At 49.4% G+C, this 17,295-nt stretch carries 16 protein-coding genes; 9 read left to right on the plus strand and 7 right to left on the minus strand.

Going from position 1 to position 17,295, the window contains the following annotated elements; translation table 11 throughout:
- The first annotated feature begins 461 nt into the window (after positions 1-461).
- The 3 genes from MPET_RS00005 to MPET_RS00015 all read left to right on the plus strand — a co-directional run bounded on the left by MPET_RS00005 (position 462) and on the right by MPET_RS00015 (position 3,513).
- Entirely contained in the window at positions 462-1,775 is a 1,314-nt protein-coding gene (locus MPET_RS00005) for an ORC1-type DNA replication protein (RefSeq protein ID WP_013327961.1), read from the plus strand.
- Positions 1,776-1,851: 76 nt separating this feature from the next.
- A complete protein-coding gene (locus MPET_RS00010; RefSeq protein WP_048130405.1) occupies positions 1,852-2,343 on the plus strand; it encodes an Lrp/AsnC family transcriptional regulator in 492 nt (163 codons plus the stop codon).
- 12 nt (positions 2,344-2,355) lie between these two features.
- Complete coding sequence (locus MPET_RS00015; RefSeq protein ID WP_013327963.1) at positions 2,356-3,513, plus strand: aminotransferase class I/II-fold pyridoxal phosphate-dependent enzyme; 1,158 nt, start codon at positions 2,356-2,358, stop codon at positions 3,511-3,513.
- Between the two features lie 420 nt (positions 3,514-3,933).
- Here MPET_RS00015 and MPET_RS00020 read toward each other — a convergent pair whose 3' ends face one another.
- The 3 genes from MPET_RS00020 to MPET_RS00030 form a co-directional block, all read right to left on the minus strand.
- A complete protein-coding gene (locus MPET_RS00020) occupies positions 3,934-6,636 on the minus strand; it encodes a UPF0182 family membrane protein (protein ID WP_013327964.1) in 2,703 nt (900 codons plus the stop codon).
- Between the two features lie 89 nt (positions 6,637-6,725).
- A complete protein-coding gene (locus MPET_RS00025; protein ID WP_013327965.1) occupies positions 6,726-7,520 on the minus strand; it encodes a PHP domain-containing protein in 795 nt (264 codons plus the stop codon).
- A 116-nt stretch (positions 7,521-7,636) separates the two neighbouring features.
- Positions 7,637-8,605 carry a PAS domain S-box protein gene (locus tag MPET_RS00030; protein ID WP_013327966.1) on the minus strand — a complete coding sequence of 323 codons (969 nt, stop codon included), beginning with the start codon at positions 8,603-8,605 and terminating at the stop codon, positions 7,637-7,639.
- A 261-nt stretch (positions 8,606-8,866) separates the two neighbouring features.
- On the opposite strand from MPET_RS00030, the gene MPET_RS00035 reads away from it, so the two are divergent.
- Genes MPET_RS00035 through cbiB form a run of 4 tightly spaced genes read left to right on the plus strand, consistent with a single transcriptional unit; the run spans position 8,867 to position 11,527 of the window.
- Positions 8,867-9,868, plus strand: coding sequence for an adenylosuccinate synthetase (locus MPET_RS00035; protein ID WP_013327967.1), 1,002 nt, complete (start codon positions 8,867-8,869; stop codon positions 9,866-9,868).
- 11 nt (positions 9,869-9,879) lie between these two features.
- Entirely contained in the window at positions 9,880-10,071 is a 192-nt protein-coding gene (locus tag MPET_RS00040; RefSeq protein ID WP_013327968.1) for a methytransferase partner Trm112, read from the plus strand.
- 23 nt (positions 10,072-10,094) lie between these two features.
- Entirely contained in the window at positions 10,095-10,619 is a 525-nt protein-coding gene (locus tag MPET_RS00045; protein ID WP_013327969.1) for a DUF7524 family protein, read from the plus strand.
- A complete protein-coding gene (cbiB, locus tag MPET_RS00050) occupies positions 10,598-11,527 on the plus strand; it encodes an adenosylcobinamide-phosphate synthase CbiB (protein WP_013327970.1) in 930 nt (309 codons plus the stop codon). The genes MPET_RS00045 and cbiB overlap by 22 nt, the downstream gene beginning before the upstream one ends.
- A 34-nt stretch (positions 11,528-11,561) precedes the next feature.
- Here cbiB and artA read toward each other — a convergent pair whose 3' ends face one another.
- Complete coding sequence (gene artA, locus MPET_RS00055; protein ID WP_013327971.1) at positions 11,562-12,380, minus strand: archaeosortase A; 819 nt, start codon at positions 12,378-12,380, stop codon at positions 11,562-11,564.
- 161 nt (positions 12,381-12,541) lie between these two features.
- Here artA and MPET_RS00060 point away from each other — a divergent pair, with 161 nt between their 5' ends.
- Together MPET_RS00060 and MPET_RS00065 are read left to right on the plus strand one after the other, a co-directional pair.
- Positions 12,542-13,711: a sensor histidine kinase gene (locus MPET_RS00060; protein WP_013327972.1), complete on the plus strand. Its 1,170-nt coding sequence runs from the start codon at positions 12,542-12,544 to the stop codon at positions 13,709-13,711.
- An 8-nt stretch (positions 13,712-13,719) separates the two neighbouring features.
- Positions 13,720-14,121, plus strand: a complete 402-nt coding sequence (locus tag MPET_RS00065; RefSeq protein WP_013327973.1) for a response regulator — start codon at positions 13,720-13,722, stop codon at positions 14,119-14,121.
- Between the two features lie 671 nt (positions 14,122-14,792).
- Here MPET_RS00065 and MPET_RS00070 read toward each other — a convergent pair.
- From MPET_RS00070 to MPET_RS00080, 3 genes are all read right to left on the minus strand, one after another.
- Positions 14,793-15,410, minus strand: a complete 618-nt coding sequence (locus MPET_RS00070; protein WP_013327974.1) for a LysE family translocator — start codon at positions 15,408-15,410, stop codon at positions 14,793-14,795.
- 65 nt (positions 15,411-15,475) lie between these two features.
- The gene (locus MPET_RS00075) at positions 15,476-16,228 is read right to left on the minus strand and encodes an ABC transporter ATP-binding protein (RefSeq protein WP_013327975.1); all 753 of its coding nucleotides are present in this window, start codon (positions 16,226-16,228) and stop codon (positions 15,476-15,478) included.
- Positions 16,225-17,295 carry a FecCD family ABC transporter permease gene (locus tag MPET_RS00080; RefSeq protein WP_048130893.1) on the minus strand — a complete coding sequence of 357 codons (1,071 nt, stop codon included), beginning with the start codon at positions 17,293-17,295 and terminating at the stop codon, positions 16,225-16,227. The genes MPET_RS00075 and MPET_RS00080 overlap by 4 nt, the downstream gene beginning before the upstream one ends.

Below are 17,295 nucleotides of genomic sequence, written 5' to 3' on the forward strand. Positions count from 1 at the left end.
AAAATATATAACATTAAATAAAAATTAAAAAAAGAACAGCTTCTATAATTTCCATAAACCTAATGAGAATGTAGAATTTAAGGTTTTTATTAATTTGAGGGAAGAATTTTTCAAAAGGAAAAATCGCTGAAAACCGGTATTTCCCAAATGTTACCCGCCATGTACAAAAACTTTCCAATGGAAATAAAGGGGTCCGGGTATCTGGTAAATAATATTTCAGTTGTTTACAATAAAACTTCAAAATCGTTCAGTTTACATCTCATAAGCAAAGGGATTATTAAACAGTAGAAGTCAATTGTATATTCGTCACAGTGATCGAGTGGAAGAGCAGCTGTTTACACTGCACCAACTGATAACTGAATAAATTCAAAACAGGTTTCATTTTGTTTTGGGCACAGGGCGGAGCCTGCATAAATAACTGTAATAATCATGTTACTCTTGAGGGGAGGGTTTGTCAATAGATGGAAAATGAATCGGCTCAGGTTTCTTCAGATAAACCGGTCCGGCGTCTTGCCGGCGGTCTTTTTGATAAATATCTAAATAATAAAGGAATTTTTAAGAACAGGGAAGTATTGAGGCACTCACACAGGCCTCATACATTGCCGCACAGAAAAGATCAGATCGACTCAATCGCATCCATACTTGCACCGGCAATAAGAAACGAAACCCCCTCCAACATCCTTATTTACGGCAAAACGGGAACCGGGAAGACTGCTTCCGTGAAATATGTCGGCTCGGAGCTCGAAAGCGCATGCAGGGAGATGGGCAAGGCATGCAACGTCATTCACCTTAACTGCGAACTCATCGACACACAGTACAGGGTTCTAGCTCAGATCGCCAATGAACTTGAAAATATCGACAACAAACCCAGCGACAAGCCGAGGACAAGTATCCCGATGACCGGGTGGCCCACCGACCAGGTGTACGCCGAACTCAGGAATCTTGTTGAAGCAATGGGTGGAGTCAATGTCATAGTCCTTGACGAGATAGACAAGCTTGTAAAAAAGAGCGGGGATGAGACCCTCTACAATCTCACGAGGTTCAATTCAGAACTGAAAAATGCAAAGATCAGCATGATCGGTATATCCAACGATCTGAGGTTCACTAACTTCCTCGACCCCCGCGTTCTGTCCTCCCTTTCCGAAGAAGAACTTGTGTTCCCGCCCTACAACGCACCGCAGCTGTGCGATATCCTCCAGCAGAGGGCAGATGTGGCCTTCATGGAGAAAGTCCTTGATGACGGAGTCATTCCGCTTTGCGCCGCTCTTGCGGCACAAGAGCACGGGGATGCGAGACGAGCTCTCGATCTACTCAGAATCTCGGGCGAACTTGCCGAACGCGAGAACTCGCAGAAGGTCTCGGAGATGAATGTAAAGATGGCCCAGCAGAAGATCGAGACCGACAGCATGATCGTATGCATCTCGTCCCTTCCGACCCAGAGCAAGGCCGTGCTTTACTCGATGCTCCTTCTTGTGGACCTCAACAAACAGCTTTTTACGACCGGTGAAGTCGCCCAGGTATACCGGGACGTCGCTCACGTGATCGATCTCGACGTTCTCACCCACAGGAGAATAGCGGACCTGATCTCGGAGCTTACAATGCTCGGCGTCATTAACTCCCGCGTAGTCTCAAGGGGCCGTTACGGAAGGACCAAGGAGATGTGGTTTTCCACCGGAACAGCCGGCATAAAGGAGACGATCTTCAAGGACGATCGTTTTATCGAAGAAGATCTTGCTAAGATGGATCTCAGCCGGTACAGGGCACTCTTAAGATAAATGAAACCAAGACATTCCTATATCAGTTAACCGGCGGCATTAATTGTGCCCGATGCCCCGGGTACCGGTGAATCCAATGGATGAAAAAGATCGAATGCTTTTAAAGCTCCTTGAAGAGGACTGCCGTACAGCTGGCTCCGTCCTCGCCGACATGCTCGATCTTGACGAGGAAGGAGTCAGGAAACGCGTTCAGAGAATGGAAGAGGAAGGAATAATCAGGAGTTATTCCGCAAATATCGACTGGGAGAAGGCAGGGGACGGCTATGTTGCCGCAATCCTTGAACTGAAGGTGACCCCGGAGAGAGACTTCGGGTACGACAAGATAGCGGAGAGGATCGCACACCACCCTCAGGTGAGGTCCCTAAGGCTGATTAGCGGGGCATATGACTTCTCGATGCTCGTCGTCGGAAAGGACATCCACGAGGTGACGAGGTTCGTATCCGAACAGATCGCCCCGATGGAGCATATAAAGGAGACCGCAACGATCCTCATCATGAAGACGTACAAGGAGAATGGTTTCGAGATATTCGAAAAAAAAGGCCGTGAGAGGCTTCCTTATACATTTTAGGAGTACATGCGGATGAGAGATTTTCGTTCGGACAGAGTCAAGGCGATCCCGCCTTCGGGTATCAGGAAATTTTTCGATATAGCCCAGGAGATGGAGGATATAATCTCCCTCGGCGTCGGGGAGCCTGACTATGACACTCCGTGGAATGTACGGGAGGCTGCGATTCGCTCGATCGAGCAGGGACAGACCGCATATACGTCGAACAGCGGCCTGCCCGAACTCCGGAGCCTGATATCGCGGTATCTTTTCGACCGCTTCGGTACGGACTACTCCCCGAAGAACGAGATAATGATAACTACCGGGGCCTCCGAGGCTCTCGACATAGCGATAAGATCTGTGGTAAATCCAGGTGACGAAGTCCTCGTGGCGGAGCCGGCATATATAGCATACACCTCCGGCGTAATGCTCTCCGGGGGAATTCCCGTCCATGTTCCCTGCCTCGAGAAGGACGGTTTCAGGCTGACACCGGATTCCTTAATGGAGAAGATAACCCCGAAGTCGAAGGTTCTTCTCTGCAACTTCCCGAACAACCCCTCCGGGGGTGTGATGAGCAGGGCCGACTATAAGGCGATATCTGATATCATCGTCGACCATGACCTTCTCCTGATATCGGACGAGATATATAACGAGCTGACCTATGAAGGAGAGCCCGCCTCCGCCGCTTCGGTGGAAGGCCTCCGTGAGAGGACCATTACCATCAACGGGTTCTCGAAGGCCTTCTCGATGACCGGCTGGAGGGTCGGTTACCTGTGTGCACCGGAGGAGATCTGCAGTGCAGCACTGAAGATTCATCAGTACGTCATGCTCTCCGCACCTACAGGTGCCCAGTACGCCGCGATAGAGGCCCTGAAAAACAGCTGGGATTCATGTAAGGCGATGGTAAACGAGTATCACGTGAGAAGGAACCTCTTTGTAAACTCCGTCAACCGTGCCGGCCTGCCCTGCCATATGCCTAAAGGTGCGTTCTATGCATTCCCGTCGGTGAAGGATACGGGGCTGTCAGACGAGGTTTTTGCCGAGAGGCTCTTGAAGGAGCATCATGTGGCTGTTGTCCCGGGAAGTGTCTTCGGCCCGTCGGGTGAGGGGCACCTGAGATGCAGCTATGCTGTCTCTAGGGACGATTTGCTGACTGCTGTTGCAAGGATCGAAGAGTTCATTGGAAAACTTTAAGTCCTCTTTTTTTCGGGTGTATCCCTGAAGGTGGATTCATACGATCCTTGGGATTTGTAAGACCACAAGACCCCTTTGTTTCCACTGGAAAAAAAACAATTCCACTATAATAAACCCAGTGTCAGACAATTGTTTGATAATATATATCCTGTTAATTATTTCTCAAATCCGCGCATCCGGGGCATCTTTGTACATACAAAAAAGCAATAATTTATTCCCTCTTTAGTGGCGCGGGTATTGTTACCCCTTTATCGGCAAGGACCCCTTTGTTTCCATTGGAAAAACGCATCTAATCCGTTCGATCTCAAAACAAATCCGAATGAATTGGTTTTTCCTTCTCATAAATGGACAGGAGATGAAGGTATTGTTATCATTTCTTTAGTACTTTCAAGTATAGAGATTGTGTAGAGGATACTGGTTTTATGCAGTACCCGTCACAATCTTTCCAATCTCCTCAATATAATACTGGTACTCTCCGAGATCTCCATTGGCAAGAGCATCCTGTGCCTTGTAATATAGAGCTGCAATCTTCTGCAGCAGTTCGGAGTCCGCCGTTACTACAGTGCCTGCACCTCCGCTTTCAGCAGCATCGGCTGCTTCCTGTGCTACCGCTCCGCCGAATATGACGCCCAGGGCCTCTTCGAGTGTGTTCTGCATCGTCAGGCGGTCGTCGTATGCGACTATCACACGCTTCAGCTGCGGGAGCGTGCCTCTTTCGGTGGCCTGCAGGTAGAGCGGCTCTACATACAGGATCGAGTTCTCGATCGGGATTACCAGCGTGTTTCCTCTCAGGACCGACGACCCTGACTGCGACCATAGCGTGATGGCCTGCGAGATCTCCGTATCCTGGTCGATCCTCGCCTCAATCTGCATCGGGCCGTAGGTCAGCTCCTGTTTTGAGAACTGGTATACTATAAGGTCGCCGTAATCCGGAGTATCGGAGCGGCCCGCCATCCAGCCGATCATGTTCTCCTTTCCAATCGGTGTGAACGGGAGCATGAGTATGAACTCCTCGGAGTCCTCCTTCGGGAGCTTCATAATAACGTAATACGGTTGCATCTGCTCCCTGTCCTCCCTGTAGACCTCGTCAGGGATCACCCATTCGTCCTCCCTGTTATAGAAGACCACAGGGTCCTTCATATGGTATGTTGCGTACCTGTCCGCCTGTATCTCGAAAAGGCCCTGTGCATACCTGATGTGATCCTTAAGCTCTTCGGGCATATCTGAAAAGTCCCTGAAGAGTTCGGGGAAGATCTTCCTGTAGGTGCCTATTACAGGATCGTCCGGGTCTATCACGTAGTAGGTCACTTCGCCGGTATACGCATCGACAACCGTCTTTACACTGTTTCTTAGATAGCTTGTTTTATACCCGTTTATGAACGAGGCCCCGACTGGCTCCGAGTAGGGGTACATATCCGAAGAAGTGTAGGCATCGATTATCCAGTACAATTTACCGTCGGCGACCACGACATAGGGGTCGTTGTCGTACGACAGGAACGGTGCGATCGCAGAGGCACGGTCCACTATGTTCCTGTGCATCAGTATCCTGCTCTCGTCATTGATCGATCCCGAGACGACCAGCTCTAACGACCCGAATTTTATGCCGTAGATCAGCCTGTTGATGATTCCGGAGAGTTTTACGCCTGTGTCTCCAGAATATGACGTATAGACGTTAGCCTCACCTGACGGGTAGTCAAGCTCTTCGGTGTCGGTATCGGTGATGATGTACTGGTTTGTCATCTCTCCGAAGTAGATTCGAGGCTGGTCAATTTCGATATATTCGGATGAAGGGGGTATGTCCTTTATGTAGAACTCAGGGAGCCCCTCAGATGTTACCTCGTCCACGGGCGTCATCACGACGCCGTAGCCGTGGGTATAGACCAGGTGGGTGTTGACCCATGTCTGGGCGGTGGAGGAGAGGCTTCCGGTGTCCATCTCCCTTGCTGATATCAGGACTTCCTTGTAACTGCCGTTGATTTCATATCTGTCGACATCAACGTCGTTGAATGCGTAGTATGTCCTGAATAACTGGAGCTGTTCGTAGGTGCTCTTAAGAGGCCGCCAGTCCCACAGCCTGATATTTTCGGCGGTCAGCCTGTTGTCCTCGATATCCTGTGCCGTCAGGTCGTAACTGACATTGAAGGGAGTCTCTTCCGCGTCGGAGAGGCCGTAGGCTTTAAGGGTATATTCGATATTGTTTTCGAGGTACTGTTTTTCAAGATTGAGCTCGTTCGGCTGGACGATCAGGCCCTGGACTGCAAAGGATGCGAGGAGCCCGACCACAGCTATTGCGATGAAGGCCGCAATTCCGTACTTGATGACCGAGAGGCTCTTCAGTCTCTCGTTCACGAGGAACCCGATGCCTATTACAAGGGCGACTGCCGTAAGCAGGGTCAGGACAGGCAGTGTGACATGGACATCGGTGTACCCTGCACCGAATACCGCTCCGGAACGGTTAAAGAGAAGATCGTATCTTGCAAGCCAGAGCTTTGCGGCTATTGCGGCAAACAGAAGAAAGAGGAGCAGGTTTAACTGGGGGAGAAACCTTTTCAGGAGGCCGGACCAGTCAGGCCCCGCTTCCCCCGCCTTGATAAAGATCTGTCCGCTCTCGCTGAAGCTGATCCAGTCTTCCTTCAGCAGATACGATAGTGCCGAAAGGAGTATCGAGAACACGAGAAGGCCGATTGCAAAGGACGTTGCAAGCGAATAGAAAGGAAGGGAAAATATATAGAATCCTATGTCCAGCCCGAACACCGGGTCTTCAAGTGAAAAAGGAACCTGGCTGATATATTTCAGAATTGTTTCCCATGAGGACGACACCCACAGGGCGGCCAGAAGTCCGGCTAGCCCAGCAAGTGCACCGGCGATCCAGAGATTTCCGCGGTTTTTGACTGCACCCCCCGATGCGGTCTTTGCGGCAAACCATGCGTTTATGAAGGAAAAGGCGAAGAAAATCAGAAAAGCAGCTGCAAAAAGGGAGATCCTTGCCAGGATTATTGTTAAAAAGACCTCCTGGTAACCGGTGCTCCCGAACCAGAACCATTCTCCAAGGAATCCTGCCGTTACCAGGAACAGAAATCCTATGATGAGCAGCACCGCTGCTGCTATATGGGGTAATTTCATGGCATTCACTAATTAATGAGGTGTTTGATCTGCAAAAAAGGGTTTGGAAGATCTGCCCGTTATATTATACCGGGTGGTAAAAAGCATATTCAGGGGTATAAGATTCCCGCATTTTGAAGAAGGGTTTCGATATTGCCCTGGAGGCCGGCAATGCCGCATTCACGCCTGAGTTTTTTGAACATTATCGTAAACTCGTGGACCTCCTGCGGAGCGGGGCTGAAATGAACCGTGCCCCCGGGCAGACTCCTGAAGAGCTCCGCAGGGGTCGAGAACGGGTTTATCCTGATATAATTTGTTGCAAGCTCTACAGGTGTATGGGCATCCGAACCGACGGATACGGGTTTGCCGAATCTTCCGGCAAAGACCTGCCCCATCCGGTTCTCGCCTGCATCAGGTGTTCTCGCATTGTAGCCCTCAATTATATCGATTCTTTCCGCAATTCTGTTTAAGGCCCCGTTGTCTATGGCCGTGGAACGGAAAGTGCAGAACGGATGCGGGACGATCGAGATCGCACCCTGTTCCTCTATCAGGTCGAGCGTCTCTTCGGCGGAGAGGCCGGGGGCTATCTCCTCGTTCAGGAAGGCCCCGATGATCTCGCCGTCTGCCGTAAGTATCTCCTCCGCCAGGATGAGAGGGATGTCCGGGTCTGTTCTCCTGATCTCGGAGTAGACCTTCTCCGATCCGGTGATGCTGTCATGGTCGCATACCAGCGGGAGGATCCCTGTCTTCTTCCAGGAGCCGACGATTGTCCTGATATCGATTATCGAATCGTTCGAATACGTGGAATGGACATGCATATCGAACATTATCGTTCCGGGATCGTCTTCCCGTTCTCTATGGAAATTATCTATATGGGGAGTGGTGTGTATGTAAGAGGCAGGCATAAACATGTATTCGTTTATACATAATATATATTTTTGTTTTTGGACATATAAAATTAACAGGTGAAGGTGTCATGCTGTAACATAAAACCGGGGTGCCGGCTCAACAATATCCGGAACTATTGCTCTTCATTAAAAAAGCCGTAATGTTTTCTCAGGTAATCTATAATTTTGGTCGATTCGATTGAATCGCGGTCGAGCTGGGAGATGATGTCGTTGATCTGGATAACCTGCTCACAGATTATCTGCCTTGAGGTGCTTTGGTTGATCTCGATCTGGCCGAGGATGATGGCAAGCGGGTTCCTGATCTGGTCGTTCAGGATGTACATCTTTGAGACGTTGTTTTCGATCTGGTTCAGGGCGGCCCTGTTCTCGGCTTCGAGCCGCCTGTTTTCGGTTATGTCTACGGCAATACCGAGGATCTTCGAAATGTCCTCCTGTTTTGAATTCATTGCCTGAAGCGAGACGACAACATAACGTATTTCTCCGTCTTTCCTGACCAGCGGGAGGGGAATTCCGTCAATATTGCCCAAGTTTGATTTTATTTTCCTGATGCGGGATTTTAACTCTTCAATGTCTTCATTGTCGGAGAGGATTTGTCTCCAGATATCAGATCTGCCGAGAACCTCACTCTTCGGGTAGCCCGTTATGTTCTCGGCACCTTTATTCCATATGATTATCTGGTTTTCACTGTCCGATACCGTGACCATGACCCGGGGGTTTTCGATGATTCTATTCTGGAATTCCATGAGATGCTCGTTTTCTTCCTGGTTCCCGAGGCTTCTCTCTACAAGATATGATACAAGTGCTGCTATGACAATGAACATCAGCATCCTGATGAGGGCTGAAAAGATGACGATTATATCTCCGGAAAAGAAGAATATAACCGGAATTACATAAAAAAGAGAGATCCCTGCTGCAGCATATATTCCTTTTTTTGGATAGTAGTATGCAGAGATGAGTATCGGGATATAGAAAAGATGAGGAAAAACAAATGTTATACCCATCGAAAGCATCTGTAATGAGATTACGAATATAAGAAGGGTGGAAAAGAGGATTGTATTATTGATTAGAAGGGATTTTTTCATGGATACGGCTCCCCTTCTAAAAAAAACCGGAAAATAGCTTTATTAAACAAATTCCTCACAAAGCATTCCCCATAATCCCGAGACTATATTCTTTAAATCTTCTTAGAAAATGTTTTTATTTATTCTTTCTTAAAGGGTTGGTCTGTATTTTTTTGTTAATTTAACTTCATAAAGTATCACGGGCACATCTCCTGAACACGGGGTCGGTTTAATCATGATACCTTTATGTCGAATGCTGACCTCATCATTAATGAAACATAAATGAGCTGTATAATAATAGTCGGTGGCTTTTTTGGAGATGAAGGCAAGGGCAAAATCGTTGCCCACGTTGCACATGAAGATAAACCCTCAATAATTTCCAGAGGCGGGGTAGGCCCCAATGCGGGACATACCGTTCAGGTCGGGGATAAGGAGTACGGAATCAGGATGATACCTTCCGGGTTCGTATACCCCAAAGCAAGACTTATGATCGGCAGCGGCGTTCTTGTCGATCCGAATGTCCTCAAAAAGGAGATTGAAATGCTCGATGTCGACGACAGGGTCTTTATCGACAAAAGGTGCAGCATAATCGAGGAAGAGCACATAAAACAGGACAAGGGCAACGAGCACCTTTCAAAGACAATCGGGTCCACCGGAACAGGCTGCGGCCCTGCAAATGTCGCGAGGGTGAACAGGGTCGCAAAGCAGGCGAAGGATATCCCTGAGCTTCAGAAGTACCTGATAGACGCATCCTACGAGATCAACTCCGCACTTGACAGGGGCGAAAACGTTCTCCTCGAAGGAACCCAGGGATTCGGAATATCGCTCTATTTCGGAACATACCCGTTTGTCACGAGCAAGGACACATCTGCGTCGCAGATTGCCGCGGACAACGGTGTAGGCCCCACGAGGATCGACGACGTAATAGTGGTCTTCAAGGCATACCCCACAAGGGTCGGGGCAGGGCCTTTCGGAACGGAGATGTCGAAAGAAGAATCGATGAAGCTTGGAATCCAGGAGTTCGGAACCGTAACCCACAGAGAGAGGCGTATCGGGTGCTGGGACGGGGCGATGGCAAGATACTCGGCCATGGTCAACGGGTGCACAATTGCGGCGATAACGGGTATCGATCACATCGATCCCGAGTGCTACGGTGCGACGGAGTACAGCCAGCTTACCGAAAAGGCTCTTGAGTTCATAAAACAGGCTGAAAAGGATATTGGCGCACCTGTAAAGCTGATCTCGACAGGGCCGGAGATGAACCAGATTATCGATATAAGATAAGGAGCAGCGTTATGAAGATGTCAACCTACGAGATCCTTTGCTGTCCCGTATGCAAAGGCGATCTCGAACTGAAGGTCGTTGAGAAGACCGTTCTTGAGAGCGGTGAAGAGGATGTCATAGAGGGGACTCTCCGCTGTCAAAAATGCGGCGTTGACTATCCGATCTCGGGCGGAATCCCGAACCTTCTTCCGCAAAATAAATAAAGACACAAAATAAGGGAATTAATATGTCGGTACATATCCGCCTGAACAGGAAGGGAATAAACTCAATAGAGATGCCCGAATCGGCTGATGCCGAGGTGGGGGAATCTCTTGTGCTGAAGATGATAAATCACGGCGCCCCCCTGCATCTGACGGTTTCGACAATAAACGGAAAGAGATTTACCCATTTCATTCATGAAAACCTGTATGTTGACGACAATCTCGTTCTCAGGATACCTATTCTCTCCGTGGCGCCCCCCGGAAGTTTCCGTATCGAGATAATTACAGGATATGGAACAGTTAAAGAGGAGCTGACGGTGAACGTCCACGATCAGGAGATCGAGCTTCCCGAGGGAATGGAGGAGATCCCGGATATCGAGGAGAAAAAGAGTATAATATCCGGTAAAGACACCCTGGTAATTCTCTGTGCCGTCCTCGCGTGGATCTCTTATGCGTCCGGATTTTTCTATCCGGGATTAATTCCCGTAATTGTTCCGATGGTTCTTCTTACAGCCGGTGTTGTTATCGGATGGTTCTTCCGGTCCTCATAATCTGGCTCTCTCTCCTTGCAGACAGGGTCGCGGGGGATCCGCCGAACAGGTACCATCCGGTCGCCTGGCTTGGCAGATTTATCGGTTGGTGGGGTAGGCCTGCAGTCTATCCTGAAAAAATCAGGAGATTTGCGGGATTTTTCATGGGCATCCTTACCGCGGTTTTATTTTCACTGCCGTTTTTTATCCTCGATTTTTACCTGCCGGTTTGGGCTGCAATTGTCGCCGCACCGTTTCTTCTCAAGATCTGTCTTGCATGGAGATGCCTCGAGGAGCATGTCGCAAACGTGGAGAAGGCCCTCTCGCTGGACGGAGACGGCAGGAGCGAGGTCGGAATGCTCGTTTCGAGGGACCCGGATTCGCTCTCCGAAGAGGAGGTTCTCTCCGCCGCATACGAGTCCATGTCCGAGAACCTTACCGATTCGATAGTATCCCCGCTCTTCTACTACTCCCTCTTAGGTCTCGGCGGTGCGGCCTTCTTCAGGGCCTCGAATACTATGGATGCCATGCTCGGCTACAGGGACGAGAGGATAAAGATCGGGTGGTTCCCGGCGAGGCTCGACGATCTCCTGAACTTCATTCCTGCAAGGCTCGCCGGGCTTTCCCTTGTCATATGGTTTGCAGTAAAAGGGAGCCTGGGCGATGCACGGGCCGTCCTGAAACGCGACAGGAAAAAAAGGGCCGGCCCTAACGGGGGCGTGACGATGTCGCTCATCGCCGGCGGGTGCGGTATTGCGTTCATAAAACCCGGGGTCTACGTTATCGGGGATAAAAAGAGAAGCCTCAAAGAGGCCGGAGCGGATATAAGAGACGCGGTCCGGGCTGCGACAATAATATCAGCCGTAATTTTAAGCCTGGTTCTTCTTGCTGCAGGAGGGATCGTCTTCAGGTTCCTTCTTTGCCTGTAGATCCTGTCTCTTTTTTTTAGTTCTGAAGGACCGGTTATTTTGTCGGTTTACCGAGCATCTTCCTGAACTCTGCATTATACAACCTGAGAAGGTCTATGAAAAACGCCTTGAGGTCCGGGATAATCGTGATCATCGCGAGGCCGACAATTATTACGGTCAGGAGCGAGAGGCCGAACTCGGATATTATATTATGCGACCAGAAATAGCTCTCGTAGCCCAATTCACCGTTTGATGCGATCCATGGCAGGAACGGAAACCACTGCTCCGAATACGCGATGATCACGAAGAGGTTCCTGATCAGGTTCATTATGAAGATGACGGGGACGATGACTGCAAATGTGAGAGCCTTCTGCCGGATTGTAGACGGGACAGACCAGGCTATCCCGAGCATGAGAGCCATCGCCTGTATCCCAGTGCACCCGAGTATAATCCGTACGCTGTAGATGTCATGCATAAAGAGGTTCCATTCGGCAAGGGTGTAGCTGAAGCCGATGAAGCCGAAGATGGATTCGAGTATAGATATATTCACCCCGATAAGCCAGTCCCCGAGCGGCTCTATATAGGCGAACGGGGCGAAGACCAGGAATCCGATTGCCGCCGCCCTCGTCATGCAGAAGACGACGCCGTTCTCCTCGTTAAGTTTTTTTACCGTAACCCAGAGTGCCGGAAGCGCAAGAAATGCGATCAGGGGATAAATTATGTTGTTCTCTGCAAAGTATTGCGGAAAGTTCGCGAAGAGAATCCCTACGAGTGCGGTCCAGCCGACCGCCGCAAACCATTTTTTATATGGCAGAGGGAGCAGGAATCCCAGAAAACCTGCAAAAGATAATCCTGCTACGATGGCTTCCAACATTATTCTATATCGTTTCTGTTTCCGGGCAAAAATGTTTACTGCAACTCTGTATGTTTAAAGTGGGTCCCAGCCGATCCGGGTTGATGCATGTAATTATCCGTTTATGTATTCGTTATGGGAATTGTTATGTCCTAATAAATAAAAAGATCAAACGATTATTCATGGATGTGCAGATTGAGGAGAGTAAGAGGGAACTGTCCAGGGTTCTTGAACTTCTGAAGGACGAACCGAGGGGACTCAGTATTACGGATATTTCCCGTGCCCTGAAGCTCAACCGCAACTCAGTCTCGAAATACCTGAACATGCTTCTGATCTCCGGCCATGTCGAACTTCGGAGCATCGGTGTCGCAAAGGTCTATTTTCTCTCCAAGCGTGTTCCGATATCTGCCATGCTCGACTACTCCTCCGATGCCATAGTTGTTCTGAACCGCAATATGGAGATAGTGGTGGCAAACGAATCGTTTCTCAGCCTTACAGGAAGCGAGTTCAGGGACATAATCAAGATGAAGATTGCCGGATCAGGTATACCGGTAGTCACGGACCCGGGTGTTTATAAAGAGATTGTAAACAGTTTTAAATCTGACAGCAGCTCCTCGGAGATGGAGTGGGGGGACGGTTCAGGCGAATACTTCTACAGGATAAAGTTTATCCCGACCGTTTTCGACGAGGGAAGCCCTGGTCTTACGGTTATAATCGAGGATATCAGCCAGATAAAAAAGACTCTCCTGGTAAAGGAGAGGATGCTCGAGGAGGTCCATATGAGGGTCAGGAGCAATCTTGCCGTAGTGAACAGCCTCCTGAACATACAGTCGGGAAAGCTCCGCAATCCCGAGGCGGTAGGTGTTCTTGCCTCGACGCAGAGACGTATACAGGCGCTTGCCCTCGTTCATGAGAACCTCGGCTTGTCTGAGTCCGGTTACATACTTAAGGTGGAGGATTATATCAGGGAGCTTTCGGCGGATCTTGTTGAGGGGCTTGGTATAGGCAAGGGAAATATCGTTGTTAAAACCGATGCGATAGACGTTGACCTCTATCTTGACGAGGCGGTGTACTGCGGGTTCATAATAAATGAACTTTTGATGAACTCCTATATGCATGCATTTCCTGAAGGTGCGGCCGGGGAGATCTCGGTCTCTCTCGGGGAAGACGACGGCATCTACAGGTTCAGTTATGCGGACAACGGCAGGGGTTTTCCTCCGGGTATGAACCTTGAATCGCCGGAATCGACCGGCATCATGATTATAAGGAGGCTTGTTGAGGATCAGCTCGGTGGAATTATTGAGATTCACCCCGGTCATGGTGTTGTATTTGAGATTGCGTTTGGAAAGTAGGGTTTTGTATGAGCGGGGATGTTGAAAGAAGTGCGGATGATCCCGTAAAGATACTGATTGTTGAAGATGACGCCATAATTGCGATGGACATGGAGCAGGTCCTGAACGGGAAAGGCTACAAAGTGGTTGGAAGAGTCGACAGGGGGGAGAAGGCTCTTGATGCGGTTGAAGAGAAGAAGCCGGATATCGTGCTTATGGATATCAACATAAAAGGAAGCTTAAACGGCATTGATGTTGCAAAGATGCTCCTTAACGATATTCACATTAAGGTGATCTACGTTACGGCATATTCCGATGTCAACATGAAGGAGAAGGCGTTTGAGACCGAACCGGTAGGCTATCTTATAAAGCCCGTTCGCGAGACCGAGCTTATAGACATGATAAGGCAGGCGACCGGCGGGGATTCGTGATCCGGCGTTTAAAGAACTGAAAACCAGAAAGATTGCTTTTTTGGGCGAAGTATTCGTAAAATCTGAACTAAAAGAGGCGTTTACCCTTTTCGGGTCTGCCGTCTTTCGGAGGAATTATTGGGGGGTTTGTATGATTTTGAGGTTTTTAGGTGGAATTTCACTTTTCTTCGGAGGTTTGAAGTTTATGAGTTGTTTTCTTTATCGGTAGTGTCATCGAAGGAAGTCTGGGCGCTCCTTTAACACTCTGATCAATAGATTGTCTGCAGGGTATATAAATGAAGGAAATACAGTGGATTATTTCATTTAACCCCCGGGTTATACGATTGAATGAAGCCCTTCGTGAACCGGCAGGCTCTAAAATTGAAATTTATTACTTTTGATCTTTGTTGAAAATTGAATTAAAAGGGGCATTTACCCTCTTCGGGTCTGCCGCCTCTCGAAGGAATTGTTGGAGGTTGTATGAGTTTAGAGGTTTCAGGTGGAATTCCTCTTCTTTTGGGGGGTTGGAGTAGTATGAGTTGTTTTCTTTATCGGTAGTGCCATGGGACGGGAGTCTGGGCAACTCCCTAACACTCTGATCAATAGATTGCCTGCGGGGTATATAAATGAAGAAAATACTGTGGATTATCTCATTTAACCCCAGGGTTATACGATTGAATAGAGTTCGTTCTTTATCCGAGAGTTCCGGAGATGAACCACAGCCCGAATCCTATAAGGAATATCCCGCATGCGAATATTATGCCCCTGTACATTCTCTCTGGCATAACGTTCTTTCCTTTGGAGACTCCTGCAGATACGAAGGTGAACCACCCGAGGTCCGAGAACCAGTGCCCGATCATAAATGCAGCGGCGAATATGATTCCCCCCTTCAGCCCTTCGAGAAGAAAGCCGGCCCCTGTAGTGAGCCACCAGATCCAGAAGTAGGGGTTCGTAGCCGATGTTATGATTCCCGCAAGAAAAGGTGCTGTTCCGGGCTGAACGCTTCCGCTTCTCCCTATCTTTATATTTCGCGACGAGAGTATGTTCATCAGCCCGAATATTACGAGTACGGCACCCCCGGCAACCGCTATTTCGCTTGTATATTCGGAAAGAACGGCGGAAATTCCGAATATAACGGCTATTGCTATTGCAAGCTCTATTGCAATGTGTCCCGACGTGACCCTCGGCCCTGCGGTCCACCCGGACTTCAGGGATTCGTTGATCGTCGCGACAAGGGTCGGGCCGGGAACGAGGGCGCCGGTCAGGCCGATCAGGAATGAAAGCACAAAGAATTCGGGGAGTGTGAACATGAACCTGGTCCTTTAAGTGGAGAAATGTATTCTGAAAAGAGTTGATAAAGGTTAGGCCGATCTGTTCAGACAGGGATTACTATCGGGCTGTTTTTAAAGTTCTCAACATGGACGTCGACATCGTAGACCTCCCGTATCGATTCCGGGGTTATAATCTCGGGCCCGCCTGCGGCGTAGATCTGTCCGTCCTTGAGAAGGACGAACTTGTCCGAGAACCGAAGCGCCGTATTGATGTCGTGCATTGTCATCACGGCGGAGACCGAGTGGCCTCTTACGACCGCCTTTATTATTCTCAGTATCTCCTGCTGGTTCTTAAGATCGAGGCTGCTCGTAGGCTCGTCGAGAAGCATGAGTTTGGGCTCCTGGACGAGGGCTCTTGCGACACTTACCTTCTGTAGCTCTCCGCCGCTCATCTCGTCGATATATCTCATGGCAAGGTCCTCCATACGAAGGCGTTTGATAGCCGCATCGACGATCTTCAGATCGTTGTCACTTGTATTCCAGGTGATATGCGGCCTCCTGCCGAGGAGTATTGCGTCATAGGCCGTAAGACGCCCCTTTTCGCAGTGCTGGGGGACATAGCCGACTCTCCTCGCTACATTGAGAAGGTCCATCTTCATGATATCCTCGTCCTCTATCAGAATGGAACCGGCCTTCGGGTGGTGGATCTTGTTTATGCATTTCAGCAGAGTCGTCTTTCCGACACCGTTCGGCCCGAGGATTGTCATTATTTCATTTGGCTGGACATCGAAGGAGACGTCTCTTAAAACGTCCCTGCTTCTGTAGCTGAATTCAATTCCGTTTATACTCAATATCATCTCTTATACCCCTTCAACAGCAGGTATATGAAAACCGGCGCACCGAGGAACGCGGTAAGAATCGCAACGGGGAGGACATGCGGTGCGAGGATGAGCCTGGCCGCGGTGTCGGATGCAAGGAGAAGCACCCCGCCGAATACGATCGTTGCCGGTATCAGGAACCTGTGATCGTCACCGACAATTCTTCTTGCCATATGTGGGCATACAAGGCCGACGAATCCGATTACTCCGAGGAAGGAGATGACGATTGCCGAGAGGAACGATGCAACAATCATCCCGACGAGACGGACTCTCTCAACATTGACGCCGAGGCCTTTCGCCGTTTCGTCGCCTGCGTCAATTGCATTGTAATTCCACATGTTCATGACAAAGTAGATCGAACAGATGACCGTTGCAACGCCCATGAGAATCAGTTCGGTTCCGTGAGCTCTTGCAACATCACCGAAGCTCCAGAATACCACAGCTGCAAGCTGGGTGTCATCGGCAAAGTACTGCAGGAACATGGTTCCGGCTGTAAAAAGCGATCCTATCGCAACTCCGGCGAGGACCATGATCTCGGGAGAAGCACCCCGGATTTTTGACAGAAGAAGTATTACTCCTGTGGCGATCATCGCAAAGATGAAGGCGATTATTGTCGTAATGTATGGATTGTCGATTACGACCGCATCGGCACCCGTGCTGTGCATGGTACCGGTTCCGAGAACAATAACAGAGAATGCCGCACCGAATGCTGCAGCATTCGATATACCCAGGGTGTACGGAGATCCGAGGGGATTCCTGAGGATCGACTGCATCGCTACGCCGGCGACTGCAAGCGCGGCACCTGCGATTATAGCGGAGATCGCCTGGGGGAATCTTATGTTCCAGATGATCGTGTCCCACTGGGTACTGAGATTCGCTCCGAAGAGGGTCTGCGCAACTTCAAGAGGCGGTATTCCTACGGCACCGACTGATATCGAGATTATCAGGAGGATGAACAGGAGGACTATTCCCGCTATGATGAAAGTGATCTTCTTTCCAATGTATCTGCTGTAATTTTCCGGGATTTCCCCGCCGTTAAGATGTAT

Source organism: Methanolacinia petrolearia DSM 11571 (genome assembly GCF_000147875.1).
Lineage (GTDB): Archaea > Halobacteriota > Methanomicrobia > Methanomicrobiales > Methanomicrobiaceae > Methanolacinia > Methanolacinia petrolearia.